Source organism: Mycolicibacterium palauense (assembly GCF_002592005.1).
Classification (GTDB): Bacteria; Actinomycetota; Actinomycetes; order Mycobacteriales; family Mycobacteriaceae; genus Mycobacterium; species Mycobacterium palauense.
In genome coordinates this window covers 43,873-69,297 of sequence record NZ_NVQF01000001.1, presented here as the reverse complement: position 1 = coordinate 69,297, position 25,425 = coordinate 43,873, and the positions used below count along the sequence as shown (strand labels likewise).

The 25,425-nt window shown below is 69.8% G+C and carries 28 protein-coding genes; 9 read left to right on the top strand and 19 right to left on the bottom strand.

From position 1 onward, the window contains the following. Positions 1 to 1,296: 1,296 nt before the first annotated feature. Genes CSR00_RS00365 through CSR00_RS00355 form a run of 3 tightly spaced genes read right to left on the bottom strand, consistent with a single transcriptional unit; the run spans position 1,297 to position 3,985 of the window. Positions 1,297 to 1,794 (bottom strand): NifU family protein, encoded by a 498-nt coding sequence (locus CSR00_RS00365; protein WP_245905762.1) that lies wholly within the window; start codon positions 1,792 to 1,794, stop codon positions 1,297 to 1,299. After that, entirely contained in the window at positions 1,791 to 3,728 is a 1,938-nt protein-coding gene (feoB, locus tag CSR00_RS00360; RefSeq protein WP_099020409.1) for a ferrous iron transport protein B, read from the bottom strand. The genes CSR00_RS00365 and feoB overlap by 4 nt, the downstream gene beginning before the upstream one ends. Further along, entirely contained in the window at positions 3,725 to 3,985 is a 261-nt protein-coding gene (locus CSR00_RS00355; RefSeq protein WP_099020497.1) for a FeoA family protein, read from the bottom strand. The genes feoB and CSR00_RS00355 overlap by 4 nt, the downstream gene beginning before the upstream one ends. 164 nt (positions 3,986 to 4,149) lie before the next feature. Between CSR00_RS00355 and lat the strand changes: the two genes are divergently transcribed. Next, positions 4,150 to 5,517 carry an L-lysine 6-transaminase gene (lat, locus tag CSR00_RS00350; RefSeq protein WP_099020408.1) on the top strand — a complete coding sequence of 456 codons (1,368 nt, stop codon included), beginning with the start codon at positions 4,150 to 4,152 and terminating at the stop codon, positions 5,515 to 5,517. Here the strand turns inward: lat and CSR00_RS00345 are convergent. Both CSR00_RS00345 and CSR00_RS00340 read right to left on the bottom strand, forming a co-directional pair. Then, the gene (locus CSR00_RS00345; protein ID WP_099020407.1) at positions 5,510 to 6,073 is read right to left on the bottom strand and encodes a restriction endonuclease; all 564 of its coding nucleotides are present in this window, start codon (positions 6,071 to 6,073) and stop codon (positions 5,510 to 5,512) included. The genes lat and CSR00_RS00345 overlap by 8 nt on opposite strands. Positions 6,074 to 6,144: 71 nt before the next feature. Then, positions 6,145 to 7,038 (bottom strand): type IV toxin-antitoxin system AbiEi family antitoxin, encoded by an 894-nt coding sequence (locus CSR00_RS00340; RefSeq protein WP_099020406.1) that lies wholly within the window; start codon positions 7,036 to 7,038, stop codon positions 6,145 to 6,147. A 161-nt stretch (positions 7,039 to 7,199) separates the two neighbouring features. On the opposite strand from CSR00_RS00340, the gene CSR00_RS00335 reads away from it, so the two are divergent. After that, a complete protein-coding gene (locus CSR00_RS00335; protein ID WP_099020496.1) occupies positions 7,200 to 7,832 on the top strand; it encodes a TIGR03085 family metal-binding protein in 633 nt (210 codons plus the stop codon). On the opposite strand, the gene CSR00_RS00330 is transcribed toward CSR00_RS00335, so the two are convergent. Further along, a complete protein-coding gene (locus CSR00_RS00330; RefSeq protein WP_099020405.1) occupies positions 7,816 to 10,527 on the bottom strand; it encodes a molybdopterin-dependent oxidoreductase in 2,712 nt (903 codons plus the stop codon). The genes CSR00_RS00335 and CSR00_RS00330 overlap by 17 nt on opposite strands. Then, entirely contained in the window at positions 10,524 to 11,357 is an 834-nt protein-coding gene (locus CSR00_RS00325) for an FAD binding domain-containing protein (protein ID WP_099020495.1), read from the bottom strand. The genes CSR00_RS00330 and CSR00_RS00325 overlap by 4 nt, the downstream gene beginning before the upstream one ends. Before the next feature lie 136 nt (positions 11,358 to 11,493). On the opposite strand from CSR00_RS00325, the gene CSR00_RS00320 reads away from it, so the two are divergent. From CSR00_RS00320 to CSR00_RS00305, 4 genes are all read left to right on the top strand, one after another. Beyond that, entirely contained in the window at positions 11,494 to 11,931 is a 438-nt protein-coding gene (locus CSR00_RS00320) for an SRPBCC family protein (protein WP_099020404.1), read from the top strand. Next, positions 11,928 to 12,266 (top strand): ArsR/SmtB family transcription factor, encoded by a 339-nt coding sequence (locus tag CSR00_RS00315; RefSeq protein WP_245905752.1) that lies wholly within the window; start codon positions 11,928 to 11,930, stop codon positions 12,264 to 12,266. Before CSR00_RS00320 ends, CSR00_RS00315 begins: the two co-directional genes overlap by 4 nt. A gap of 86 nt (positions 12,267 to 12,352) precedes the next feature. Beyond that, complete coding sequence (locus CSR00_RS00310; protein WP_099020402.1) at positions 12,353 to 12,739, top strand: hypothetical protein; 387 nt, start codon at positions 12,353 to 12,355, stop codon at positions 12,737 to 12,739. Between the two features lie 230 nt (positions 12,740 to 12,969). Next, the gene (locus CSR00_RS00305; protein WP_099020401.1) at positions 12,970 to 13,938 is read left to right on the top strand and encodes a ribosomal RNA small subunit methyltransferase A; all 969 of its coding nucleotides are present in this window, start codon (positions 12,970 to 12,972) and stop codon (positions 13,936 to 13,938) included. A 78-nt stretch (positions 13,939 to 14,016) separates the two neighbouring features. Here the strand turns inward: CSR00_RS00305 and mbp1 are convergent, their stop codons facing one another. Further along, positions 14,017 to 14,256 (bottom strand): microaggregate-binding protein 1, encoded by a 240-nt coding sequence (gene mbp1, locus CSR00_RS00300; protein ID WP_099020494.1) that lies wholly within the window; start codon positions 14,254 to 14,256, stop codon positions 14,017 to 14,019. Between the two features lie 363 nt (positions 14,257 to 14,619). Beyond that, the gene (locus tag CSR00_RS00295; protein ID WP_141564206.1) at positions 14,620 to 14,820 is read right to left on the bottom strand and encodes a hypothetical protein; all 201 of its coding nucleotides are present in this window, start codon (positions 14,818 to 14,820) and stop codon (positions 14,620 to 14,622) included. 320 nt (positions 14,821 to 15,140) lie between these two features. Here CSR00_RS00295 and CSR00_RS00290 point away from each other — a divergent pair, with 320 nt between their 5' ends. Continuing rightward, complete coding sequence (locus CSR00_RS00290; RefSeq protein ID WP_099020399.1) at positions 15,141 to 15,578, top strand: ATP-binding protein; 438 nt, start codon at positions 15,141 to 15,143, stop codon at positions 15,576 to 15,578. Then, positions 15,575 to 16,363, top strand: a complete 789-nt coding sequence (locus CSR00_RS00285; RefSeq protein WP_099020398.1) for an RNA polymerase sigma factor SigF — start codon at positions 15,575 to 15,577, stop codon at positions 16,361 to 16,363. The genes CSR00_RS00290 and CSR00_RS00285 overlap by 4 nt, the downstream gene beginning before the upstream one ends. On the opposite strand, the gene CSR00_RS00280 is transcribed toward CSR00_RS00285, so the two are convergent. From CSR00_RS00280 to CSR00_RS00265, 4 genes are all read right to left on the bottom strand, one after another. Then, positions 16,319 to 16,789: an STAS domain-containing protein gene (locus tag CSR00_RS00280; RefSeq protein WP_141564205.1), complete on the bottom strand. Its 471-nt coding sequence runs from the start codon at positions 16,787 to 16,789 to the stop codon at positions 16,319 to 16,321. The genes CSR00_RS00285 and CSR00_RS00280 overlap by 45 nt on opposite strands. Positions 16,790 to 16,997: 208 nt before the next feature. Further along, positions 16,998 to 17,321: a hydroxyisourate hydrolase gene (gene uraH, locus CSR00_RS00275; RefSeq protein ID WP_099020396.1), complete on the bottom strand. Its 324-nt coding sequence runs from the start codon at positions 17,319 to 17,321 to the stop codon at positions 16,998 to 17,000. A 30-nt stretch (positions 17,322 to 17,351) separates the two neighbouring features. Next, positions 17,352 to 17,867: a 2-oxo-4-hydroxy-4-carboxy-5-ureidoimidazoline decarboxylase gene (uraD, locus tag CSR00_RS00270; RefSeq protein ID WP_099020395.1), complete on the bottom strand. Its 516-nt coding sequence runs from the start codon at positions 17,865 to 17,867 to the stop codon at positions 17,352 to 17,354. Next, the gene (locus tag CSR00_RS00265; RefSeq protein ID WP_099020394.1) at positions 17,864 to 19,762 is read right to left on the bottom strand and encodes a PbuX/PucJ/PucK family nucleobase permease; all 1,899 of its coding nucleotides are present in this window, start codon (positions 19,760 to 19,762) and stop codon (positions 17,864 to 17,866) included. Before CSR00_RS00265 ends, uraD begins: the two co-directional genes overlap by 4 nt. 34 nt (positions 19,763 to 19,796) lie before the next feature. Between CSR00_RS00265 and CSR00_RS00260 the strand changes: the two genes are divergently transcribed. Then, positions 19,797 to 20,348, top strand: a complete 552-nt coding sequence (locus CSR00_RS00260) for a nucleotidyltransferase family protein (RefSeq protein ID WP_099020393.1) — start codon at positions 19,797 to 19,799, stop codon at positions 20,346 to 20,348. Between the two features lie 11 nt (positions 20,349 to 20,359). Here CSR00_RS00260 and CSR00_RS00255 read toward each other — a convergent pair whose 3' ends face one another. From CSR00_RS00255 to CSR00_RS00230, 6 genes are all read right to left on the bottom strand, one after another. Continuing rightward, a complete protein-coding gene (locus tag CSR00_RS00255; protein ID WP_141564204.1) occupies positions 20,360 to 20,689 on the bottom strand; it encodes a PASTA domain-containing protein in 330 nt (109 codons plus the stop codon). A 102-nt stretch (positions 20,690 to 20,791) separates the two neighbouring features. Then, the gene (locus tag CSR00_RS00250; protein ID WP_141564203.1) at positions 20,792 to 21,130 is read right to left on the bottom strand and encodes a PASTA domain-containing protein; all 339 of its coding nucleotides are present in this window, start codon (positions 21,128 to 21,130) and stop codon (positions 20,792 to 20,794) included. A gap of 261 nt (positions 21,131 to 21,391) precedes the next feature. Next, positions 21,392 to 22,381 carry a malate dehydrogenase gene (locus CSR00_RS00245; RefSeq protein WP_099020390.1) on the bottom strand — a complete coding sequence of 330 codons (990 nt, stop codon included), beginning with the start codon at positions 22,379 to 22,381 and terminating at the stop codon, positions 21,392 to 21,394. A 19-nt stretch (positions 22,382 to 22,400) separates the two neighbouring features. Then, entirely contained in the window at positions 22,401 to 22,718 is a 318-nt protein-coding gene (locus tag CSR00_RS00240; RefSeq protein ID WP_099020389.1) for a hypothetical protein, read from the bottom strand. A 24-nt stretch (positions 22,719 to 22,742) separates the two neighbouring features. After that, entirely contained in the window at positions 22,743 to 24,539 is a 1,797-nt protein-coding gene (locus CSR00_RS00235; RefSeq protein WP_099020388.1) for an acetyl/propionyl/methylcrotonyl-CoA carboxylase subunit alpha, read from the bottom strand. A gap of 209 nt (positions 24,540 to 24,748) precedes the next feature. Next, positions 24,749 to 25,006 (bottom strand): hypothetical protein, encoded by a 258-nt coding sequence (locus CSR00_RS00230; protein ID WP_245905751.1) that lies wholly within the window; start codon positions 25,004 to 25,006, stop codon positions 24,749 to 24,751. Positions 25,007 to 25,425 lie beyond the last annotated feature (419 nt).

The following is a 25,425-nucleotide window of genomic DNA, read 5'->3' as shown; positions in this document are numbered from 1 at the left end:
CTCCAGCGCCCGGGCCGCCGCGGTCCACGCCGCCGACCGTTCGGTTCTTGCCACGCCGCGGACCCGGCTGACGGTCAGCTGATCGGTGTAGAGAATCCGGGGATCGAACACCACGGTGTCGATTTCGGCGAGCCAACGCAGCGCCTGGGAGTGCAGAACCAGGCCGCCCCGGGCGTGTAGTCCACGTCCAATCGCGCACGAAAACGACTCGCGTACGGTGCGCACCGCGCGCGGGGCAGCCACTTGGGTGGCTTCGGCGGCAGTGGCGGCTCCGGCGGTGAGTCCGAGCAGACCGGCCACGCCCAGCCCGACGTCGACCGAGGCCTCGGCGTACCGGGCCCCGGTCCGTGCACGCAACCCCTCCCGGCCCTGCCGGGCGGTCAACACGTCACCGGACTTGGCGGCCAGTTCGGTCAGCATGGGCTCCATCTGCCGCCAGGCCCGACGTCCGTTGAGGGCCTCCGCTGCCTGCATCGCGCGGGTCAGGGTTCCGGCGACCATCGTGGAGGGCGAGGCGGCCAGGGTCGCGGAGGTTGTGGCCACGGCCGCGAAGGCCAGGTCGGCGCCCTCGACGCCGAGCCGATCCTCGATGAGGCGCCGGACCCGCGGATGGTAGTCGGCAACCGTGAACGGCGCCGTGAGCAGTTTGGGCACCAGGCGCAGCGGCAACACCCCACCGGCCAGTGCCGCGCCCAGTCCGGTCGATGACAGGATGGCGCCGGTCAGGCGGCTGGCCATGATCGCGTCGTCGCCCGGCAACGAAACCGGACGGGTGCGAGCGTTCCGCGGGCCAGCGGCGGCCTCGGCGGCGACGACCGCGTCGACAAGCGCCCGTTCCGAGGGGCCCCGCCGGCCGACGGTGACCACCGCCCGTCCGGTGGGGCCGTTGATGTGCACACCCGTCACGCCGGGAACATCACGCAGTGCCGTGACCACGGCGTCGGCCAGCGCCTGGCCGCCGTCGGCGAGGCCGCGCACCTCGACCCACCGGGCGTTGCCCGTGGTGCTGCAGCGGCGCACCGGCGGCGCACCGACGGCCTCACCCAGGGCACCGGCCACCGACTGGGTGGCCGCCAGCGTGTCGGCCGCGGTCCCGGCAGCGGCTGCGGTGAGCGACGCCGACACCACGCCCCCGGCCGCGCGGCCCAACTCCAGTGCGGTCTCACCGCCGACCAGCGCGGCACCGGCCACGGCCTGGGCGACGCGCCACGGTGCGCCCAACAGTCCCATTTGCCACCTCTCCATGCGCGCGGCCCAGTCTACGAGGGCCCCAGTATCCTCCCAGCTCGTCGCACTTCATGCGTTGGTGGCGCGAACCTTTCGGACTTGTGGAAACTTCGGTTGCACGGCGTTGGCCACCACGTTGCGCAACGTGGTGGAGCGCAGCGTGCAGTGCCCGCAGGTGCCGCTGAGCCGGACCGTGAGCGTGTCATCGTCCAGCGAAACCACTTCGATATCGCCGCCGTGTGAGCCGACGTAGGCTGCCACCTCGCGCGAGAGCACGTCGCTGATCTGGTTGAGCACGGTGGAATCGCCGCCGGTGCCCTCGGACAGGGCGGCAAACAACACCGAGCGCACCCGAGGGCCGTCCTGTATCCAGGACCGCCCGGGTGAGAGTCGGGTGCGGATCTCCCCGGTGCCGATCACCAGCTCGGCCAGCGTGCCGTCGTCGATCAACCCGCTCATCGCAGACGTGGGTGCGGTGAGCGCCGAGGTGTCGGCCACCCAGCGCAGCGCCAGCGGGTCGGCCGTGGCCTCGGGATGGAGCCGAACGGGCGCGGCGGCGCCCATCATGCCACCCACAGCGTGATGTAGCGCGCGACGAAGGCGCCGATCCAGGCGACGGCGAACATGTAGGTGAACGCGACCACCGGCCAGCGCCAGGAGTTCGTCTCGCGGCGGATGACGGCGACCGTCGACATGCACATCAGCGCGAACGCGAAGAACACCAGCAGGGCCACCACGGTGGGTGCGGTGAACACCAGTTCGCCTTGGTGGGGCCCGGCGGTGTAGACAGCATTGCGGATGGCATCGATCGGATTCTCCGGGTCGCCGGCACCGAAGATCTGGCCCAGGGTGGCGACGAAGACCTCGCGGGCAGCCAGGGCGCCGATCAGCCCGACGCAAATGCGCCAGTCGAACCCGAGCGGATCGAACAGCGGCTGAATGAACTTGCCGATCGATGCGGCGAAGGAGTTGTCGACGACGAACGCTGCGGCGGCGGTGGGGTCCATTCCGGCGGTCTCGGTCGGGCGCGGAGGCAGGTTGAGCAGGAACCAGAGGATCACCGACGTGGCGAGAATGATCGTGCCGGCCTTGCGCAGGAACGCCTTTGCCGAGTCCCACATGCTCAGCAGCACCGATTTGATCGATGGGAATCGGTAGGGCGGCAGCTCCATATAGAACGGCAGCATGTCTCCACCGAGGATGCCGCGCTTGAAGATCCAGGCGGTGGCCATTGCAGCCAGCGCGCCCAGCACGTAGAGCCCGAACATCGCCAGACCCTGCACCGATACCGGGCCGATCCGGGAGGCCGGGTCGACGAGTAGTCCGATCAGCAGGATGTACACCGGGAGGCGCGCCGAACAGGTCATCAAGGGCGCTGCCATGGTGGTGGCGATGCGGTCGCGTGAGGACGGCAGGGTCCGGGTTGCCATGATTCCGGGGATGGCGCAGGCCACCGACGACAGCATGGCGACGAAGGCCCTGCCCTCCAGCCCGGTGGTGGCCATCACCCGGTCCACCAGGAACGCGGCCCGGGCCATGTAGCCGATGTTCTCCAGCAGCGAGATCAGCAGGAACATCAGCACGATCTGCGGGATGAACACCAGCACCGCGCCGACACCGCCGATGACGCCGCCGCCGAGCAGGCCGGCCAGGGTCTCGTTGGGGACGTTGTCGGCGACGAGCGTCGCCGCCCACCCGAAGAACTGTTCGATGAGGTCCTGCAGTGGTGCGGCCACGGTGAAAATGACCTGGAAGAACATGAACATCACCGCGATGAAGATTAGCGATCCCCACAGCGGGTGTAGCAGCAGCCGGTCGATCATCGCGCTGCGACGGTCGGCCTCCGGGGGCCTGTACTGGGCGGCGGTGAGTATCGACGAGATCCACGCGTTGAACTCGGCATCGTCGCGCGGTGGCGGAATGGGCACCCGCGACCAGGTGGACGGATTGTGCAGGACCTCGCGTAGCCTGTCGAAGCCCTTGCCGCGGCTGGCCACCACTCCGACTACCGGGACCCCCAGCGCTCTGGAGAGGGCGTCGACGTCGAGCCGTCCCCCTCGGCCGGCCAGCTCGTCGGTCATCGTCAGGATCACCATGGTGGGCCGGTCCAGCGACAGTACCTGGGCCACCAGCGACAGGGAGCGTTCCAGCACGGTCGCGTCGACGACGACGGCCAGCGCGTCGGGTGCCGAGATCCCGGGCAGCTCTCCGTGCAGCAGGTCGGCGACCACCTGCTCGTCGGGGCTGGATGGGTGCAGGCTGTAGGCGCCGGGCAGGTCTTCGACAGTGAATTTGGTGGTGCCGTGTTCACAGATGTACCGCGCGGTGCCGACGCTGCGTGCCACGGTCACGCCCGGGTAGTTGCCGGTGCGGAAGCGCATTCCGGTGAGGTGGTTGAAGACGCTGGTCTTGCCGGCGTTGGGGCTACCGACCAGGGCGATGCGTCGCTGACCGTCGGGTGCGTCGATGGCTCCGCCCGGGTGGCATGCGGGTGAGGTCACGGCGTGACCTCCACCTGAATGTGACACGCCTCGTGGCGACGCAGGCACAAGTCGTAGCCCAAGATGCGGTAGACCGTCGGGTCTCCGAGGGGCGCCACGCGGAGGGGTTGGACGGCGTTGCCGGTTCGAAAACCCAGGTGACGCAACCTCATCGACACGTTGGCCGGAGCGGCCTCGGCGATGCCATGGATTAGAGCGGGGGTGCCGACTGCCAGTTCTGACAGCCGGGTCAGCGGAGCTGACGGGGTGGGATTCATGGTCATCCTTACGCCTGTATCGAATTATTTCGGGATTAGGACAGGTTAACCATGCTTGGGCGTTTGGGCATCTAGTCCTTGGTTCTCTCGCAGAGGCCTTTTGGCACCGAAATATATCCCGCTACGTTTGAATGTAGGAGTAATAATTCCCCTATACTGGCTATATGACCGATGTTATTCCAGATCAAAGCGCTCTTCGGCCTGACGGCCTGGCCACCGGCGTGACCCCCGAGGACGTCCATGCCGTGCTGGCCCGGCGGATTCTGGCCGACGGGCTGGACCTCGTCCTCGACCTGGAACGCTCGCGCGGCTCGTATCTGGTGGACGCCCGGACCGGCCGTCGCTACCTCGACATGTTCACCTTCTTCGCGTCCTCGGCGCTGGGCATGAACCATCCCGCGCTGGCCGACGACGCCCCGTTCCGGGCCGAGCTGGCCGCCGCTGCGGTCAACAAGCCGAGCAACTCCGACGTCTACACCGTGGCGATGGCCCGCTTCGCCGACACCTTCGCCCGGGTGCTCGGTGACCCGGCGCTACCGCACCTGTTCTTCGTCGACGGCGGCGCGCTGGCGGTGGAGAACGCGCTGAAGGTGGCCTTCGACTGGAAGAGCCGGCGCAACGAGTCCCGCGGCATCGACCCCGCCCTGGGCACCCGGGTGCTGCACCTGCGCGGCGCGTTCCACGGCCGCAGCGGCTACACGCTGTCGTTGACCAACACCGACCCGGCCAAGGTCGCACGGTTTCCCAAGTTCGACTGGCCCCGCATCGACGCGCCCTACCTGCGCGCCGGCGCCGACACCGACACGATGGCGGCGCTCGAGGCCGAGTCGCTGCGGCAGGCCCGCGCGGCGTTCGAAGCCCACCCGCACGACATCGCCTGCTTCATCGCCGAGCCGATCCAGGGTGAGGGCGGCGACCGGCATTTCCGGCCGCAGTTCTTCGCCGCGATGCGGGCGCTGTGCGAGGAGTTCGACGCCCTGCTGATCTTCGACGAGGTGCAGACCGGCTGCGGGATCACCGGCACCGCCTGGGCCTACCAGCAGCTCGGCGTGCGCCCCGACATCGTCGCGTTCGGGAAGAAGACCCAGGTGTGCGGGGTGATGGCCGGCGGGCGTGTCGACGAGGTACCCGACAACGTGTTCGCGGTCAGTTCGCGGATCAACTCCACCTGGGGCGGCAACCTGACCGACATGGTGCGGGCCCGGCGCATCTTCGAGACCATCGAGGCCGAGAACCTGTTCGCCCACGCGGGCGCGGTCGGGCGTCATCTGCTGGGCCGGCTCGCCGAGCTGGCCGAGGAGTTTCCCACCACCGTGCTCGACGTCCGCGGACGCGGGTTGATGTGCGCGTTCAGCCTGCCCACCGCGGCCCAGCGGGATGCGCTGATCGCGCGGCTGTGGCAGTCGCAGGTGGTGATGCTGGGCAGCGGCGAGACCAGCGTGCGGTTCCGCCCGGCCTTGACGGTGTCGTGCGCGGAGGTCGATGCCGCCGTCGAGGCGGTACGCGACGCGCTGCGCGCGCAGCTCAGCTGAGCCGTTCCGGGTCGGTCAGCCGGCGCAGGGTCGACTTCAGTCGGGGCAGGTCCGGCCCGCCCACGAGCGTGCACCCGTGCCGTTCGGCCAGTCGGCGCGCCGCGGCGGTGAAGTCCTGATTGGACACCACCATGGTGCGGCTGCAGTCCTGCATCGGCGCCCCGGCGACAACCTCCTGCACGGCCCCGGGACCGACCGGGCGGGACACCCGCTTGCACTGCACCGCGATGCGGTCCGGACGCTTGCCGACGATGAGGTCCACCCCCCAGTCGCCGGTCAGCGGGGTCATGATCACCGGCACCCCGCACGAGCGGGCGACGTGGGCCACGTAATCCTCGAACTCGGTGCCGGTCATCTCGGCGGTCGGGCCGCGGGCCTCGGCGGCCGACGGGGTGAACGCCCCGGACAGCGCGCCCGAGACGAACCGCGGCGCGGCGAGCAGCAGCGCCGGCGTGCCGGCACCGACGGCCACGCTGCTCACCGGTGACAGGCCCGCGGCATAGGCGGCGATCGCCACGACCGCGCCGAGCAGCGCGTACACCTTCCACCGGGTCACGGCCAGATCGTAGGCGGGTGCACCGACAGGGCCGTCGAGCCGTCGATTCAGACGTCGATTCAGGCGTCGATTCAGACACTGTGCCGGCCGTTTCCCCGCGAACGGCGGTCTGAGGTCTGAATCGATGCCCCGGCCAGCGCCCAGGCCCGCCGCACCCGGGCGACGATCTCCCGGCGGCTGTTGCCGGCGACCACCCGCACCACGATCCAGCCCTGCCCGCTGATGTACTCCGCACGCAGGATGTCACCGTTGTACTGCGTCCGATCCGTGCGGTGATGGTCCCCGTCGTACTCGGCGGCGACCTTGATCTCGGGCCAGCCGGTGTCGAGGAAGTACCGCGGCCGACCATCGGGCCCGAGGACCGGGATCTGCGTCTGCGGACGGGGAAAGCCGGCGTCGACGAGAAGTAGCCGCAGCCATGTCTCCCGGGGTGATTGGGCCCCGGCGTCGACCCGCTCCAACACCGCGCCAAGACGCCGCACACCCCGCACATTCGGGTGGCACGCTGCCACCTCGGCGATCTCCTCGCGGGTGATGTGGGTGGCGTTCATCAGGGCGTCGAGCCTGGCGACGGCCGTCCCCGCGGGCCCGTGGCGCCCCAGATCGAACGCGGTGCGCGCTGCCGTCGTCACCGGAATGCCGCGCATCCGGAACACCTCGCCGGCGCGCAGCGTCTGGTTGCGGGCGATGATTCCGGGCGGTGCCTTGTTGTTCACGTGGTTCAGCTCGATCGTGACGTCCTCGTCCACCCACCGCGATCCCAGCAGTGCCGCCGCGGCGAGCCCGCCGACCACCGCGCGCCGCCGCGACCACAGCCAGGCCGCGGTGATGCGGTCCGCCAGGCCCAGTCGTTGGTCCTTGAGCGCGTACACATCCGGAAAGACCCGCACGCAGCGGCTGCTGAGCTGGTGCCGGGTGAGCAGACCCGCCGCGCGTACCTCGGTGCCCAGGAACACCCTGTCCATGGCGCAGCAGCGTGCCAGCGCGCACAGCGTCGCGCGTTCGGCCGTCCACAGGCTGCGTGCCCGCGTCGACCCAGACGTCAGGCCGGTGTTGTCCGTCCTAACGGCGGTCTGAGGTCTGAATCGATGCCGCGAGATTCGCCCCCGGGTCCAGAATGGGGGACATGACAGTTTCCCAGCGTGAACGGGCCGCACTCGTCGAGACACTCAAAGCCGTTGGCCCGCAGGCCCCCACCCTGTGTGAGGGGTGGACCGCCCAGGATCTGGCCGCCCATCTGGTGCTGCGGGAACGCCGCCTCGATGCCACCCCGGGCATTGCGTTCGCCCCGCTGGCGGGCTACACCGCGAAGGTGCAGGATCGCATCGCCGCCGGAACCCCGTGGGAGGAACTCGTCGGGCAGGTCGCTTCCGGGCCGCCGTTGTATTCGCCGTTCAAGCTGCTGGACCCGCTGGTCAACGCCACCGAGATGTTCGTCCACCACGAGGATCTGCGCCGGGCCGCCGCGGACTGGCAGCCCCGCGAACTCGATGCCGAGACGCTGGCCGCGGTGCGTCGCCCGATCCCCATGCTGGCCAGGGTGGCGCTGGCGAAACTGCCGGTGCGGGTGACGCTGAAGACCCCGGACGGGCAGACCCTTGCCACCGCGGGACGCGGCCAGGACGGTGAGGGTGTGGTCATCACCGGGGATCCCGCCGAGCTGCTGCTCTGGGAGTTCGGCCGTGACGCGGTGCGCGTCGAGTTCTCCGGGGCCGCCGAGGCGGTGGCCGCAGCGCGCGGCGCTAAGCGCGGTCTGTGACCGCCCGCCAGACCCGCGCCGGAGTCATCGGCAGCCGCCGTAGTCTGATCCCCGCCGCGTCGAAGATCGCATTGGCCAGCGCCGGCGCCACGGGGTTGTAGGGGGATTCGCTCATCGACTTGGCCCCCAGCGGGCCCAGCTCGTCGTAGGTGTCGGCGAAGAGCACGTCGGTCACCGGAACGTCGGCCAGCTGCGGAATGTGGTAGTCGCGCAGGGTGGCGGTGGTGACCACACCGTCCTTGACCAGCATCTCCTCGAACAGCGCCGAGCCGATCGCCTGGGCGACGCCACCCTCCACCTGGCCGCGGCACTGTTGCGGGTTGATGACCCGCCCGGCGTCGGCGGCCTGCACCGACTGCAGGATCACCACTTCGCCGGTCTCGGTGTTGACCGCGACCCGAAACCCGTGCACGTTGAACGCCACCGAGCGCGGGGTGCCGTCGTGGTGGGCCGTGGCGGAGAACGTCCTGCCGGCGGTCAGCTCGGCGAAGTCGATGAAACGGTCCCCGCACTGCACGCCGTGTGCACCCAGTGCGCAGGCGTCCGGGCCGGTGCCGGTCAGTTCCCCGGCCGCGCTGACCAGCTCCCGGCGCAGTTCGCGGCAGGCCCACTGCACGGCGCGGCCGGCGACCACGGTGCCGGCCGACCCGAACGCCCCGGTGTCGTACCCGCCGGTGTCGGTGTCGGACTGGCGCAACGTGATCCGGTCAGCGGTGGTGCCCAGGACCGTCGCGGCGATCTGGGTGTGCACGGTGGAGGTGCCGTTGCCGAACTCCGCGGTGCCCACCGCCAGCGTGTAGCTCCCGTCACCGTTGGCGGTGACCGTCGCGTCGGCGAAATGCCCGCGCGGCGGAATGGTCGCGATCATCGCGACCGCCATGCCGTCGCCGACCCGCCACTGCCGGCCGGGGGGCGCTTCGGCGCCGTTGCCCTGCCTCAGCGCCGATTCGACGAGGTCCAGACACTGGTCGAGCCCGTAGCTGCCGAACGTCAGGTCGTCGCGCTCGACGTGCGCGCCGACGAAGTCGTCGCCCGGCACCACCACGTTGCGGCGGCGCATCTCGAACGGGTCGATGCCCAGCTCGGCGGCCAGCTCGTCGACGGCCGACTCGATGGCGAAGATCATCTGGCCCAGCCCGTAGCCGCGGAACGCGCCGGAGGGCACGTTGTTGGTGTAGACCGCCTGGGCGTCCACCCGCTTGTTCGGGCAGCGGTAGACGGCGACGGATTCCCCGCAGCCGTGGAACATCACCCCGGGGCTGTGGTTGCCGTAGGCCCCGGCGTCCATCAGCACGTCGACACCCAGGGCGGTCAGGATTCCGTCCGCCCCGGCGGCGGCGGTGACGGTCACCCGGTAGGGGTGGCGGCAGGGCGCCCGGGTGAACTCCTCGGCACGGCTGAACTCGTGGCGCACCGGTCGTCCCAGCCGCCGCACCGCCAGGGCCACCAGATCCTCGGCGAGCATCTCCTGCTTGGCGCCGAAGCCGCCGCCGACACGTTTGCTGAACACGTGCACCTGGTCGCGGTTCAGGCCGAACAGGTGGCACAGTTCGTCGCGGACCAGGAAGGGCACCTGCGAGCTGGTGCGAATCACCAACCGGCCCTGATCATCTCGCCAACCGGTGCAGCCCTTGGTCTCCAGGTGGACGTGCTGTATCCGGGGGGTCTGCCAGGTTCCGGTGACCACCGTCCCGCCGGCCGCGCGGGCGGCAGCCACTCCGTCCTGCAGATCGCCGATGCCGCCGTGCAGTTCGGCGACGACGTTGCGGGAGGCGTCGGCGATGCGCGCGTCCGCCTTCTTGTCGGCATGCAGCCGCGGTGCCCCCGGCCGGCGCGCCGCCTCGGGGTCGAACACCGCCGGCAACTCCTCGTAGTCGACGACGACGGCGCGGCAGGCGCGTTCGGCGGTGGCCATGTCGTCGGCGACCACGGCGGCGACCCGCTGGCCGACGAAACGCACGGTGTCGTCGAGCACGTAGGTGTCGTCGGGGTCGTCGAGCCGGCTCTCGTGCCGGGCGGTGGAGAAGGCCACCCTCGGGCTGTCGTGGTGGGTGAGCACCAGGTGGACCCCGGGCATGGCCGCCGCGGCGGTGGTGTCGATCGCGCGGATCCGCGCGTGGGCCACCGGGCTGGCCAGCACCGCCAGATGCAGCAGCCCGGGTGGGGCGAAATCCATCGTGTACGGCTCGGTCCCGGTGACGACGCGGACGCCGGCGGGGGCGCCGATGGAGCGGCCGACATCGGCCCCCTGCGCGGGTTTCTCGGTGTTCGCGCGACCGGCCAGTGCGTCGGTGATAGCCCGGTATCCGGTGCAGCGGCACAGGTTGTTCTTGAGGTTGCGGGGCAGGTCGGCGAGCTGGTCGGCGTTCAGTGCCGAGCAGGTGGTGACCATCCCCGCCGTGCAGAAGCCACACTGAAAGCCCGCGGCCTCCACAAACTTCCGCTGCATCGGATGCAGATCCTCGGCGGTGCCGAGCCCGGCCACGGTGGTCACGTCCCGACCGTCTGCGCGGTAGGCGGGATAGATGCAGGAGTGCACCGCCGCGCCGTCGACGAGCACCGAGCAGGCGCCGCAGTCACCGGCGTCGCACCCCTTCTTGACCTCGAAGTGACCGTGCTCACGCAGGAAGGTGCGCAGGCACTGGCCGGCCCGCGGCCGGTCCGGCAGCTCGGCACCGTTGACTCGGATACTCATCGCAGCTCGGTGCGGATCTGTTCGGCCAGAACCAGGGCGACCGCCCGGCGCCAGTCGGGATCACCGTGGGCGTCGACGGTCCAGGCGTGTTCGGGAATGGCCGCATGGGCGGCAAGCAGTTGCGCGGGGTCGGGGACGGTCGGGAACCGGAACACCCACGGGCGCACGGTGGCCGCCGTGATGACGATGGTGCAGTGGCCGCCGTCGTCGGGGGATGAGCGGCGGCCGGTCACGACGACGCCGGAGCGTCCCAGTGGGGAGGGGGCGAGCTTGCGGAACGCGGTCTGCGCGCGCAGGGACTCCGCGGGCAGGTGTACCGACCGGAGGACCTCGCCCGCTCCGAGCCGGTTGGTGGCGGCGCCGGTGACGAAGTCGGTGACGGGGATGCGGTAGTCCGAACCGTCCGGGCGCCAGACGGTCAGGGTGGCATCGAGGGTCGCGGCCAGGGAGATCATCGCCCCGGCGGGAAAGGACAGGCAGATGTTGCCGCCGACGGTGGCGGTGCGCCAGATCTTGAACGAGGCCAACAGCGCGGTGCAGCACTGGTGAAACAGGGGGGCGGCGGTCCATTCGGGGCGGAGGGTGGGCAGCCGCGGGGACAACGCGGAGACCTCGCCCACCGTGCAGGTGGCGGCCAGTTCGATACCGTTGTCGCTCAGGTGGATTGGCTCCCACCCCAGTCGCGTGATGTCGACGAGCCGGCTGAGGTGATGCTGCGGTTCGGAGAACAGCCAGGTTCCGCCGGCCAGGACCGCGTCGCCGGTGCGCAACGGCCAGATCTCGTCGCGCCGGCTCGGCACGTCGACGGTGCCGATGGTGTTGAGGTCCACGATCGCCACGCTAGCCAAGGCCGCACCACGGCGCATGTCCAGCGAATTCGAGCCGTCTGCAATCCGTGGGTTGCATTTGCGGGCTCCAAGTGCAAGCGTGGAGTTGCATAGTTCGAGTCGCCGCGAGGAGAAACCCATGTCCGAGTTCGACATCACCCGCACCGTCGAGATCCACGCCCCCGCCCGCCGGGTCTGGGCCGCCCTGACCGACCCCGCCAAGATCGCGCTGTGGTTCGGCGACACCGCCGAGTTCGACGCCCGGCCAGGGGGTCGAGCGGTGTTCGGGTGGCGCGAACACGGCGGTGACTTCCACGCGCGGGTCGAACGCGTCGACGAGCCCCGCACCCTGGTGTACCGGTGGGCCCGGGACTTCGGCGTCGACCCGGCCCCGGGCAACTCGACGCTGGTGCGATTCGAGCTGGAGGAGATTGCCGGCGGCACCCGGCTGACCGTGATCGAAACCGGGTTCGAAGACCTCGACGATCCGCGGGGCGCCCACGACGGCAACGCCGAGGGATGGCGCAACGAACTGGCCGAGCTGGTCGCCTTCTGCGAGGCAGTGGTGGCCTCGTGACCCGCACCGGTGGTGCGGCCGTGCCGCCCGTGCCTTCCGTACTGGCCGTGCTCGCCGACGAGACCCGCTGGCAGATTCTCACCGAACTCGGGCGCGCCGACCTGTCGGCCAGCGCGCTGGCCGGCCGGTTGCCCGTCAGTCGGCAGGCCATCGCCAAGCATCTCGGGGTGCTCGCCGACGCCGGTCTGGTGGAGTCCTTCCGGGACGGCCGGGAAATCCGCTACCGGGCGCTCGGGGCGCGTCTGAGCGCACTGGCCGGTGAACTGGAGGCGATCGGGCGGCAGTGGGATCGCCGGTTGGCCGCCATCAAGCGCATCGCCGAAGGCGCGGACTGATCGGCCGCGGCCCAGGTCACCCCCGGTTTGGCGGCGTCTTTCGGCGGGAACCCCACCACCCTCCGACAACGAGGACAATGGTGGCTATGCGAAGGCTGCAACCGAGAGCTCCCGGCGACCACCTGGGCCGCGACGGCGGCAGCGTCGGCGCGGCCGTCCGGTTCGCGGTCTGGACCGCGGCGGCCGCGGTGGTGTTCTTCGTGGTCGCCGCCCTCTGGGTGAGCACGTGCGGGGTCGCCTCCGACCTGGATACCGCCGCGTGCGGGGTGCCCCAGCGCATGGTGCTGGGGCTGGGCACCCCGCTGATCCTTCTGGTGGGCGCACTGTATGCGTTCGTCCGCACCTACCGGGTGTGGCGGGAGGACGGCATCTGGTGGGGATGGCAGGGTGCCGGGTGGTTCCTGCTGACGGCGATGTTGCTGACCCTGACCCTCGGGTTTCCTGCCCTTGCCGGCCCGGCGTTGGGTAATTGATGTCAGTTCAGGCAAATTCTTACTGACGCGTTAACTTGAGTTCCTGACGGCGTCCGGCGCAGCGCCGCCGGCCCAGCCTGGGGTGTTAACCACCAATTCCGGCAAACGACATACAGTCGACTCACAGCGGGGACATAATTGACCACACGGTAAAGGCTCACCGCGATCGGGTCGGGAACGGTGGAGTCCGGGGCAACCGGGCGGTGGGCGTTCTTCGTGGAGGTGTCCGGATGACTGTTCGCCTGTTGACCTCGGCCGAGGTCAAGAAGCTGGAACGAGTAACGCGCGCCGATCGGCACTCGGCGCCGCACCGGTTCTTCGTGCGCGACGCCGAGACCGTGCGGCGCATCGCCCGCGAGTCCCACGCCAAACCCGACGATGTCGTGCTCGAGATCGGCGCCGGGCTGGGCACCGTCACCCTCGGGCTGCTGGAGCGCCACGCCTCGGTGATCGCGGTGGAGTCCGATGATCAACTGGCCCAACAACTTCCGGTGGTGGCCGCCGACCACACCCACTCCGAGATCCACCGGCTGACCGTCTACAACGCCGATACCGGTGCGCTCAGACCCGAGGATCTGCCGGCGCAGCCCACGATCATCGTGGCCAACTTCCCCGGGGCCCACGACGTGGATGTCCTGCCCACGCTGCTGGGCCGTTTCCCGACGGTGCGTTCGGTGATCCTGCTCGGGCAGTCGCGCGCGGTGTCGCACCTGCTGCCCGGATCGGGCACCGACCACGAGCCGCTGGCCCTCAAACTGGCGTTCTTCGGGCGGATCCGTAACTCCGCGGCGGTGTCGCCCTCCGAGTTGTCGCCGCGGCCCCGTGCCGGGTACGCGCTGGCGCGGTTGGACCGCAAGCCCGCCCGGCCCTGGCCCAGCGACGACGCGTTCCGCCGGTCGGTGTTCGAGCTGATCGACATCGCCTTCTCACACCGGCGCCGCTCGGCCCGTACCGCGTTCGCACAGTGGGCCGGCTGCGGCGCGGAGTCGGCGCGCAGGCTGCTGGCCGCCAGCATCGATCCGGCACGCCCCGCCGAGACCCTCGACATCGAGGACTTCGTCCGACTGCAGCGGCGGTGGGAAACCCTGGAGGCCAGCGAGCCGGGGGAGCACCGCACGACCGCCTGGGGTGGCGGGGGTGCGGTCCCGGTCGGCGTCTCCGTCCCGTCGGGCGGTCACCGGCACCGCACGGCAAGCTAGACCCGGAGACGAACTCGGCGGGCGCGCATCCCGCGCACCCGCCGATTCCGGTTGGTGAGAGCCGACGGCTCCTGGCGCCTACTGGTAGTTCTCCTGGCGCTTCTCGGCGGCCTCCGCGCCGGCGCGTGCAGCGTCGGCCTCGGCCTCCTTCTCTGCCGCGTTGCGCTGGGCCTCGGCCTTGTCCTGCTGGACCTTGCCCTCCTGGACCATGTCGTCGCGGCCGGTGACCGTTCCGACGGCCTCCTTGGCCTTGCCCTTCACGTCCTCGACAACGCCCTTGACGGCCTCTTCGGGTCCGCTGTTCTTGTCGTCGGTCATGTCCACCTCTCAGGGAATGGCTGGGTCTTTCACCGATGCCGGAGAAGGGGTCGAGCGGTCCGCGGCCGAATGGCCGCGCACGCCAGCCTCTTTCGCCCACTTCTTGAGCTGCCAGATGTCCCGTCAGAGCGGGCTGCCTTCTCCTGGAGTCGCCCTGCTCGCGCAGGTCGTCGTGGGGATCGTCGTCCTCGACAGAGGGACTCGGCCTCCCCGCCTCCTCGATGGTGGGACCGTTGGCGTCCCACGCCTGCAGGATTTCCCCGCCGGTGCCGAACTCAAACGCGGTGTCCCGTGGGCGCGCCGGTGTCGATGGTCACATCGGCGTCGGCGGCCGGTGCCGGGCCGGAAGCCGCCGTCACCGCCTCAGCGGTGCTCGTCCTCGTCGGAGCCCTCCACGACCAGCTGCTGTTCCTGCCAGTCGGCGGGGTCGCTTTCCAGCGGGAGCGCACCCGAGGGGACCTCGGTGTCGGTGTCCTCGGCGCTGCCGGGCTGTAACTGCTCGGCGGCGTCGTCGGCGGGCACCTCGATGGGAACGTCGTCGGGGGTCGCATCACTGCCGTGCATGCCCTGCAGCCTACTCAACGTGCCGATCGCGTGGGTGGGCAGATCGTTGGGCACAGGTGGGCGGCCGGGGTTTTGCGCCGGTCGTCGACGGGGTATGTCTGCGACACGATGACGTTGCTGATGACTTACCCGAGCCGTTTGCTCACCCCGGATGAGCGTATCGACCTGCCCGAGCCGGGGGCAGGTCCGCGCCGGTCCCCGAACCCGGCGGGTGCGCGCAGCGTGCCTCGGCGGGAGCTGCCTCCGTCGGGGCCGTCGTGATGATCGGTCGCCCACGGCGCTGGGGTAGTCTCGGTCCGATACCGCCGGGAGGCCCGCATATGTCCGACGCTGACAGCCCCGACCACGTGCGCACCGACGGTGCGAGGGCCGTCGAAATCCGCATCGCCGCTCAGCTGGAGAATCTCGCGGTGGTGCGCACCCTGATCGGGGCCATGGGAACCTTCGAGGACCTCGATCTCGACGCCGTGGCCGACCTGCGGCTCGCCGTCGACGAGGCTTGCACGCGGCTCATCCGCTGCGCCGCGCCGCAGTCGGCGCTGGTGCTGGTGATCGACCCGCGCCCGGACGAGCTGGTGATCACCGTGTCGGCGTCCAGCGACGAGGAAGACATCCTGACACCGGGCAGTTTCAGCTGGCACGTGCTGACGTCGCTGACCGACGACGTGCAGACCTTCCGCGACGGCGCCGAGCTCGACGGGCCTTCCCCGGTGTTCGGCATCTCGCTGACGACGAGACGCGTGAGTCCTGCCAGGTGACACCCCCCGCGTCCCGCGGATCGTCCTCACGATCGAGTTCTGAATACGCCGACGTGCCGGAGATGTTCCGGAAGTTGGCGGATCTCGACGAGGGGTCGACCGCCCACCAGCGACAGCGCGACACCATCGTCGAACGCTGCCTACCGCTGGCCGACCACATCGCCCGTCGCTTCGACGGCCGCGGCGAACCGCGCGACGATCTGGTGCAGGTCGCCCGGGTCGGCCTGGTCAACGCGGTGATCCGCTTCGACGTCGACGCCGGATCGGACTTCGTGTCCTTCGCGGTCCCGACGATCATGGGCGAGGTCCGCCGGCACTTCCGCGACAACAGTTGGTCGGTGAAGGTGCCGCGCCGGCTCAAGGAACTCCATCTGCGGCTGGGCGGCGCCACCGCGGAGCTCTCACAACGGCTGGGCCGGGCGCCCACCGCCACCGAACTGGCCGAAGAGCTGGACATGGACCGTGACGAGGTGGTCGAGGGCCTGGTCGCCGGCAGCTCCTACAACACGCTGTCCATCGACAGCGGGGGCGGCGGCAACGAGGACGCGCCCGCGATCGCCGACACACTCGGCGACGTGGACACCTCGCTCGACCAGATCGAGAACCGGGAGGCGCTGCGTCCGCTGCTGGAATCGCTGCCCGAGCGCGAGCGTGCGGTGGTGGTGCTGCGGTTCTTCGAATCGCTGACCCAGACGCAGATCGCCGAGCGCATCGGCGTCTCGCAGATGCACGTCTCGCGGCTACTGGCCCGCGCGTTGGGGCGCCTGCGCGACCAGCTTCAGTGAGGGTGCCCGCCGGCGGTGCAGCAGCCCGTGGGCGGTCCGCAGATCCTCGGCGGCCGGAAGCGCGCCGTCCCGGTCGCACACCCGCAGCACCCTCGTGACGGCGGGACTGGTCACCATCGCCCACCGCACGCCGGCGTCACCGCAGGCGCCGTCGATGCCCTCCAGCGCGCGGAACCCCTCGATGCCGAAGAACTTCAGGTGCCGCAGGTCGAGCAGAAGATCGGTGCCACGCCCCGCCGCGGCGCGTGCGCAGTCCGCCAGGTCCGTGGCGTTGACGGCGTCGATATCGCCGACGGCACTGATCAGCGTGTAGTCGGCGAGCTCGCGCACGGCCAGTTCGGCACTGTGACAAGAGATTCGGTGACAGGTGACGACCTGTCGGCCCGAGCCGGCGGTTGTCGTGGTTGTCGAGGTCGGTGAGGACATGTGCGACTCCATCAGTCGAATAGCGTTATTCGTTCCGTGGGTCACGTCGGGTGTTCAAAGCCCATACGGCGGGGAGGGAACTCGGCCCCTCAACGTGAGCGAAGTAGGCCTGAGGCTCACCGCCGGTGACGTTTCCGGTTACGGCGGCTGTGAACTCAACCTGTCTTGACCTTACGCCCCTCGGTGCCCGGCCGACAATCGTCCGCGGTCAACTACCCCGGTAGGTCGAGTAGGCGTAGGGGGAGAGCAACAGCGGCACATGGTAGCGACCCCCGGGGTCGGTGACCTCGAAGGTGATGACCACCTCGGGGTAGAAACCGGTGACGCCCCGGGCGGTGAAGTAGGCGCCGGTGTCGAACCGCAGCCGGTATGTCCCGGACAGCTCCCCGGGGGCCAGCCCGGCGATGCGCCCGTCGTCGTCGGTGTGCGCGGCGTTCACCACGGTGCCCGCGCCGTCGGTGAGGGTGACCGCCACGCCCGCGGCGGGCGCGCCGGTCACCGCGTCGAGCACGTGGGTGGACAGATGTGTCATCAGGCGATCATGCCCCGACCCGCGCGCCGCTCACACGTCCGCCGGTGGTTCGCTGAGCAGCCGTTGCAGGCGCAGCCGGTTGATCTTGGCCAGCTCCATGCGCATCACCCGGCGTTCGGTCTCGGGGTCGTTGCCCAGCCGCTCGGTGAGGATGTCGAGCAGTTCCTCGGCGGAGCGGCCGCTGGCGCACACCAGGTACACGTAGCCGAACTTGTCGTCGTACTCGCGGTTCTTCTCGGCCAGCGCGGCGCGCACGTCGTCGCCGGCGTCGGCGACCCGGGCCTGTTCCCGGGCCGACGAGGGGTTGTCGGCCCGGGCGCCGATGCGGGGGTGCCCGTCGAGGGCGGCGTCGATCTCGGCGTCGGGCAGCTCGGCCAGCACCCGGTCGGCACGGTCGAGCAGCGCCTCGACGTCCCGGAACGGCGCGCCGGCCAGCACCCGGCGGGCCCAGATCGTCGAGGAGCACACCCCGAACAGCAGGTGCATGCGCTGACGGTCGCTCAGTGCGTTGAAGCCGTCCAGTCCGAGGGCCCCCTGGGTGCTCACTGCACCTCGTTGAGCCGGCTGAACCGCGCCGAGGCGATCGGGTTGGCGTCGGCGACCAGATCCTCGAACCGGTAGTTGGCGATCTTGGCCGCCTCGATCAGCGCGAACGCCTTTTCGGTGGCCGGCGGGTTGTCCATCCGCGACCAGCCGTTGCGCAGCACCCGGTCGAAGCGCTCGGTTTCCCGGGCGCAGATGATCAGCGGGAACCCGAAGTGCTCCCGGTAGGCGCTGGCCAGCTCGACGACGTCGTTGTGGTCGTCCTCGTCGAGGTTGGACAGCGCGGTGTGGTCGACGGCCAGCGCGTGCCCGGTCTCGTCCTCGGCGCCCAGGTCGTGGAAGGCGTTGAGCAGCTCGGACTGCTGCTCGGAGGAGCCCGTGAGCACCGCGTCCTGGAAGGCCTCCCGCAGCGCGCGGGTGTCGGTGAACGGGCGCTGGTCGAAGGCCCGGTCGATGGCCCACGGCACATCCTGCACGACGTGGCCGAACACCTCGGTGAAGCGTTCCCTGGTCATCGCGTTGACCTCGTCGAGGCTGATCGAGCCGCCGCCGGCCACCCGCGGGCCGTGCGAGCCGGTGTGGAAGAACACGATGTTGAGCAGGATCGCGCTGACGGCGCCGATGCTGATGCCGCTGCCGAAGATCAGGTCGATACCCGAGGGCATGCCCTGGGCGATGTCGGGGTAGGCGGTCACCCACAGCGCCAACGCCAGGCTGGTGGTGACGATGATGAGATTGCGGTGGTCGGTGAAGTCGACCTTGCCCAGGGTCTGGATGCCGACGACGGCGACGGTGGCGAACAGGGTCAGCGCCGCACCGCCCAGCACCGGGCCGGGTATGGAGGCCACGATCGCGGCCACCTTGGGCAGGAAGCCCAGCAGGATCATGAACCCGCCGGCGGCGGCCACCACCCAGCGGCTCTTCACCCCGGTCAGCCGGACCAGGCCGACGTTCTCGGAGAACGCGGTGTAGGGGAAGGAGTTGAAGACGCCGCCGATGACGGTGGCCAGGCCGTCGGCGCGCAGCACGTTGCCGATGTCGGAGGCCTTGATGCGCTTGCCGACGATCTCGCCGGTGGCGTAGGTGCTGCCGGTGGACTCCACCGCGGTGATCATCAGCACGATGATCATGGTCAGGCAGGCCACGAAGTCGAACTTGGGCATGCCGAACAGGAACGGCGGGGTGAAGCCCACCGCGGAGGCCTCGCCGACCTTGGCGAAGTTCATGTCGCCGAGCGCGAACGCGACCGCGCACCCGATGACCAGGCCCAACAGCACGGCGATGGTGGCCAGGAAGCCGCGGAACAGGCGCTGGATGGCGACGATGATCGCGACGGTGCCCAGCGCGTAGAGGAACCAGCGGATGTTGGTGGGGTCGACCTCGCCGGTGTGCGGGTTGGTGACCGCGTCGTGGGCGCCGACGGGCACCAGGCACAGCCCGATGATGGTGATGAGGGTGCCGGTGACCACCGGCGGGAAGAATCGCAGCAGCTTGATGAAGATCGGGGCGATCAGGAACGTGAAGATGCCCGCGACGATCACCGCGCCGTAGACGTAGAGCAGGCTGGGCGCGCCACCGCCGTGGGCCAGACCGATCGCGATGATGGGGGAGACCCCGGCGAAGGTCACGCCCTGCAGCAGCGGCAGCCGCACCCCGACCTTCCAGAACCCGACGGCCTGGATGATGGAGGCGATGCCGCAGGTGAACAGGTCGGCCGTGATCAGCTTGACCAGGTCTTCCGGTGGCAGGTCGATGGCCCCGGCGATGATGATCGGCACCAGGACGGCGCCGGCGTAGAACGCGACGACGTGCTGGAAGCCGTAGGTCGCCAGCTTGGGCAACGGCAGCACCTCGTCGACCGGGTGCACGCGCTTGGGGGTGAGGGTCGGAGCCGACATGGACCTAAGAATCGCCCCAGATGACAATGTTCGCATGTCGAAGCGGGTGCGAGCTGCGGGGATCGTGCTGGCCGCGGGCGCCGGGACGCGCTTCGGCATGCCCAAAGTGCTTGCCGCCGAGGGGGAGTGGTTGCGGCGTGCCGTCGGCGCGCTGACCGGGGGTGGCTGCGGGGAAGTGGTGGTGGTGTTGGGGGCCGCCGTCGTCGACGTGCCCGCACCGGCCCGGACGGTGATCGCCGAGGATTGGGCCTCGGGGATGAGCGCCTCGCTGCGCGCCGGGCTGTCGGCGATCGAGGCCGGCGACGGCGACTACGCCGTCATCCAGCTGGTCGACACCCCCGACATCGGCGCCGGTGTGGTGGCCCGGGTCCTGCAGGCTGCGTCGGCCGCCCCGTCCGGGATCGCCCGGGCCGCGTACCGCGGGCATCCCGGCCATCCCGTCGTGATCGCGCGCCGGCACTGGCCCACGGTGCTGGCGTCGCTGGCCGGGGACCGGGGAGCCCGGGAGTTCCTAGGAACCCGCGACGACGTGGTCAGCGTCGAGTGCGGCGACCTGGCGTCGGGGGTGGATGTGGATCGCGGGTAGGGTAAGCCGGCTCAGCACCCGGACACGGAGTTGGGCCGCGCGATGCCGACGTAGACCCTCCGATTCTCCTTGACTTCCACGCCCGCTTTCGGCACCTGCCAGCAGACCATCCAGTTGGTGAGGTTGTGGATCTCTTGGGAGTATCCGTCGACGATGCTGGGGATGATCCTCAGGTTCGCGCCGTCGAGCGAGTGTATTGCCTGTGCTGCGTTCTCGAGGTTGCTGCCGGTGACGCCGGGCATCTCCCATGCCGGAGCCGCGTGCGCCTGGCCGGCGAACGCGATCATCGCGGCCAGCAGCGCAGAAAAGGCGCCGGCAATCGTCGAATTGCGCCTGGACACTCGGTGAACCTCCCACTTCGTCGACGGACCCCCGACGGTACAACGCGCACCGCGGGTCGTCTCGAAAGTCGGTGGATCGTTGGCTTGGCGGGCCGCGGAAGCTCAGCGGCAGCCCTCGGTGGGCCGCACGACCAGCAGAACGACCCGCGCGGGAGTCTTCGCGTTTCTCTGCCTGGCCGTGCCACCGGGGCCGGGGGAGGACCGGCAGACGTCCCAGTTCGTCAGGTTGATCTGGTCCTGGGGATAGCCCTTGAGGTTCCTGGTGACGAATTGCACCTTCACGTTGCCCGCCGCGGCTTGGATCACTTTTTGCGCCCGATACAGGCTCATATCGCGCACGTCCGGCATCGTGAACGACGGGGTGGCCGCCGCTGCCGACGGAAGGCCGACCGTCCCGGCCAGCAGGAACGAAGCCATGAAAAGAACCGCGGCGGTCCGCATTGTCGTGGGTCCTTTGCGGCGTCCATTCCCCCCAGATGTGCGGTTTCGGCGGAACCGAATCGTATTCGTCGGGATTACGCCGCCCAAGTCAATCCCGTGATTGCCGGATTTCGTGCTCATTTCCCTCCCTAAGCATGCCGGTTCATTCTAGCGGCGGGATCCAAGTAACTATTCGCAGATGCATCACTTCGCCGAGACGGTAGCTAAACAGTCATATTGAAGACGCGAAGAGCCTTCTTGTGACCGACCCAAACCGTGATCTCAGAGCAAACCTAGCGCGGCGACCGCGTCCCGTTCGGCTCGCAGTTCGGCCACCGAGGCGTCGATGCGGGTCCGGGAGAATTCGTTGATGTCGAGGCCTTCGACGATCTGCCACTCGCCGCCGACCGAGCGGCACGGGAACGAGCACACCAGCCCCTCATCGACGCCGTAGGCGCCGGGCGAGGGCAGCGCCACCGACGTCCAGTTGCCCTCGGGCGTGCCGTGCAGCCAGTCGTCGATGTGGTCGATGGCGCCGTTGGCCGCCGAGGCCGCCGAGCTGGCTCCGCGGGCGTCGATGATGGCGGTGCCGCGGCGGGCGACGGTCGGGATGAACTCCTCGGTCAGCCACTGCGTGTCGGCGGCGTAGTCGGCACCCGAGCGATCCCCGACGATGGCGTGGAAGATGTCGGGGTACTGGGTCGGCGAGTGGTTCCCCCAGATCGTGATCCGCGAGATCTGGGCCACGGGGACCTGCGATCGACGCGACAGCGCGGCGATGGCGCGGTTGTGGTCGAGGCGGGTGAGGGCGTTGAACCGGTCGGTGGGGATATCGGGGGCATGAGCGGCGGCGACCAGGGCGTTGGTGTTGGCGGGATTGCCGACCACCAGGACCCGCACGTCGGCGGCCGCGCCCTCGTTGAGCGCCTTGCCGGCGGTGGCGAAGATCTGGGCGTTGGCGCCGAGCAGGTCCGCGCGCTCCATGCCCTTGGTTCGAGGCTTCGCGCCCACCAGCAGCGCAACGTTGGTGCCGTCGAACGCCTTGACCGGATCGTCGTGGATCTCGGTGCGCACCAGCAGTGGGAAGGCGCCGTCTTCGAGCTCCATCACCACCCCTTCGGCGGCGTGCACGGCGCTGGGCAGTTCCAGCAGGCGAAGCACCACCGGGGTGTCGTGGCCGAGCATGGCGCCGGCGGCGATGCGGAACAGCCCGGCGTAGCCGATCTGTCCCGCTGCTCCGGTGACGGTGACGACGACGGGGGGCTGTGTCATGCGGGTGGGCTCCGTTCCCTTAGAGAATTCCCAGCGATGCGGCGAAGCGGCGCACCGTGTCGGCCGCCTGCCGGGTGGCCTCGTGGCCCGGTCGGGTGCGTACCTCGATGATCCCAGTGCCCGGGTCGAGCGTCACCTCGGCGAGCAGCTCACCCGTAGTGGGTTCGCACACAGCCCAGGAGTACAGCGTGTCCGAGTCCCATTGGGCCGTGCGGTGGTCGATATAGGCGGGATCGCGCTCGCCGAGCTCGGCCAGCGCCGAGCTGTCGTCGATGCGTTCGTCGGCCCGCAGTGCGCGCAGGTACCAGGTCCCGGCGTTGATCTCGACGGGTTCCACTGTGTCGACGGGTGCTCGCGGGTGTCAGTCCTTGAGCTCGCAGACCACGGTGCCCTGCGTGATCGCCGCGCCGGCGGCCACCGACAGACCGGTGACCGTGCCGTCCTTGTGGGCGGTGACGGGGTTTTCCATCTTCATGGCCTCCAGCACCACCACCAGGTCGCCCGCGGTCACCTGCTGGCCCTCTTCGACGGCCACCTTCACAACGGTGCCCTGCATGGGCGCGGTGACGGCGTCGCCGCTGGCCGCCGCGGCGCCGCCGCCGGCACGCTTGCGGGCCTTCGGCTTCTTGCGGATCGCGCCGGAGTGCGCCCCCGCCCCGTTGCCGAGGGCGATGTCGCCGGGCAGGGACACCTCGAGGCGGCGCCCGCCGACCTCGACGATGATCTTCTGCCGCGGGGTGGCCTCCTCCTCGTCGACCTGCCCGCCGCCGGTGAAGGGTTCGATGGTGTTGTCCCACTCGGTCTCGATCCAGCGGGTGTGCACGCTGAAACCGTTGTCGTCGCCGATGAACGCGGGATCGCTGACCACGGCACGGTGGAACGGGATCACCGTGGCCATGCCCTCCACGGTGAACTCGGCCAGCGCCCGTCGGGAGCGCTCCAGCGCCTCCTGCCGGGTGGCTCCGGTGACGATCAGCTTGGCCAGCATCGAATCGAACTGCCCGCCGATCACCGATCCGGTCTCCACGCCGGAGTCCAGCCGCACGCCGGGGCCGGCCGGCGCCTCGAACTTGGTCACCGGGCCGGGAGCCGGCAGGAAGCCGCGGCCGGCGTCCTCGCCGTTGATGCGGAACTCGAAGGAGTGGCCCCGCGGCGTCGGATCCTCGCTGATGTCGAGTTTCTCGCCGTTGGCGATGCGGAACTGCTGGCGCACCAGGTCCAGACCTGAGGTCTCCTCGGTGACCGGGTGCTCCACCTGCAGGCGGGTGTTGACCTCCAGGAAGGAGATCAACCCGTCCTGGCCCACCAGATACTCCACGGTGCCCGCGCCGTAGTAGCCGGCCTCCTTGCAGATCCGTTTGGCCGACTCGTGGATCTCCTTGCGCTGGGCGTCGGTCAGGTACGGGGCCGGGGCCTCCTCGACGAGCTTCTGGAAGCGGCGCTGCAGCGAGCAGTCACGGGTGCCGGCGACGACGACGTTGCCGTGCTGATCGGCGATGACCTGCGCCTCGACGTGGCGCGGCTTGTCCAGGTAGCGCTCGACGAAGCACTCGCCGCGTCCGAACGCGGCCGTCGCCTCGCGCACCGCCGAGTCGTAGAGCTCGGGGATCTCCTCCAGGGTGCGGGCCACCTTCATGCCGCGGCCGCCGCCGCCGAAGGCCGCCTTGATCGCGATGGGCACGCCGTGTTCCTGGGCGAAGGCGACGACCTCGTCGGAGTTCTTGACCGGGTCGGGCGTGCCGGGCACCAGCGGGGCCTTCGCGCGGGCCGCGATGTGGCGTGCGGTCACCTTGTCGCCGAGGTCGCGGATGGACTGCGGGCTGGGGCCGATCCAGATCAGCCCGGCGTCGAGGACGGCCTGCGCGAAGTCGGCGTTCTCGCTCAAGAACCCATAGCCCGGATGGATGGCGTTGGCACCGGACTTGGCGGCGGCGTCCAGCAGCTTGCCGAAGTCCAGGTAGGACTCGGCGGAGGTCTGACCGCCGAGCGCGAAGGCCTCGTCGGCCAGTCGCACGTGGGGAGCGTCGGCGTCGGGTTCGGCGTAGACGGCCACGCTTTGCAGGCCGGCATCCTTGGCCGCACGGATGACCCGGACGGCGATCTCGCCGCGGTTGGCGACAAGAACCTTGGAGATGCGCGAGCTGGCATGACTGGGCACGGGTGCCTCCTCGTGGCGGGGGTCGTTCAGGCGTGTCTAAGAAACGTCTTTAAGAATCTATGGGGGCAGTTTAAGTGCTGCATCTGTGACGCGGGCAGCCGGTGCCATTACCCGTGAGTAACTCCGCTATGACGGGCGTGAGGTGACGGTCGATCGCGGCTCGTCGGTGGAGCCGCGAATGGCTCCAGGCACGTCGGTGACGGGTCGAGTCACCAACCGCCGGGCCACGGAGACGCGTTCGGATTCCACGGCCCGCGGAACGCGCGCCCCTTGGTGCCTCGGCCCGGCTGGGCCTGGATCGAGTCACGGACCTCGCCCTGGGCGCGGACCTCACCGGGTTTGCTGCTGCGCACATCGCCGTACGTCGAGTCGGTCCGGATGGCACCCCTCGACGCCTCTTCGGCCTGGCGGCTGCTCACGTCGGTGTCGGGGTACACGACGTCGGCGGTGGCCGTTGCCGCCCCCACGATCACGGCGCCCGCTGCAATGCCAAGAGACGCTGAACCAATTATGCAGACCCTCTTCCACCGCCACTGCCGGCTCGCGGCGTCGCCCGTCATTGCTGGCCCCCCTGGCAAATGCATCTGTGGTGCTACCTCTCTCGTCCGCAAAGATACCAGCCGGCCGAGCCGCAAAAATGTGAGATACCTGGGGATATGAGTCCAGGATACCGACGAGACAGGCGATTCCGCGGTCGTGATGTTCCCCAGTCGCGGCGCTGTGAAGCGCGAGAAAGGAGACCGCTGGCGGCCGGGTATCCCGACTGTCAATGCGATCCTGTGGACGCCAGCAAGCTCGAGCAGTGGCCCGTGAACCGCTGGAACCGAACACGCGCTTATCGGGTCCGAGATGGCCGGGCATTCGAGGTCGTTGCGCACCTGGCTCT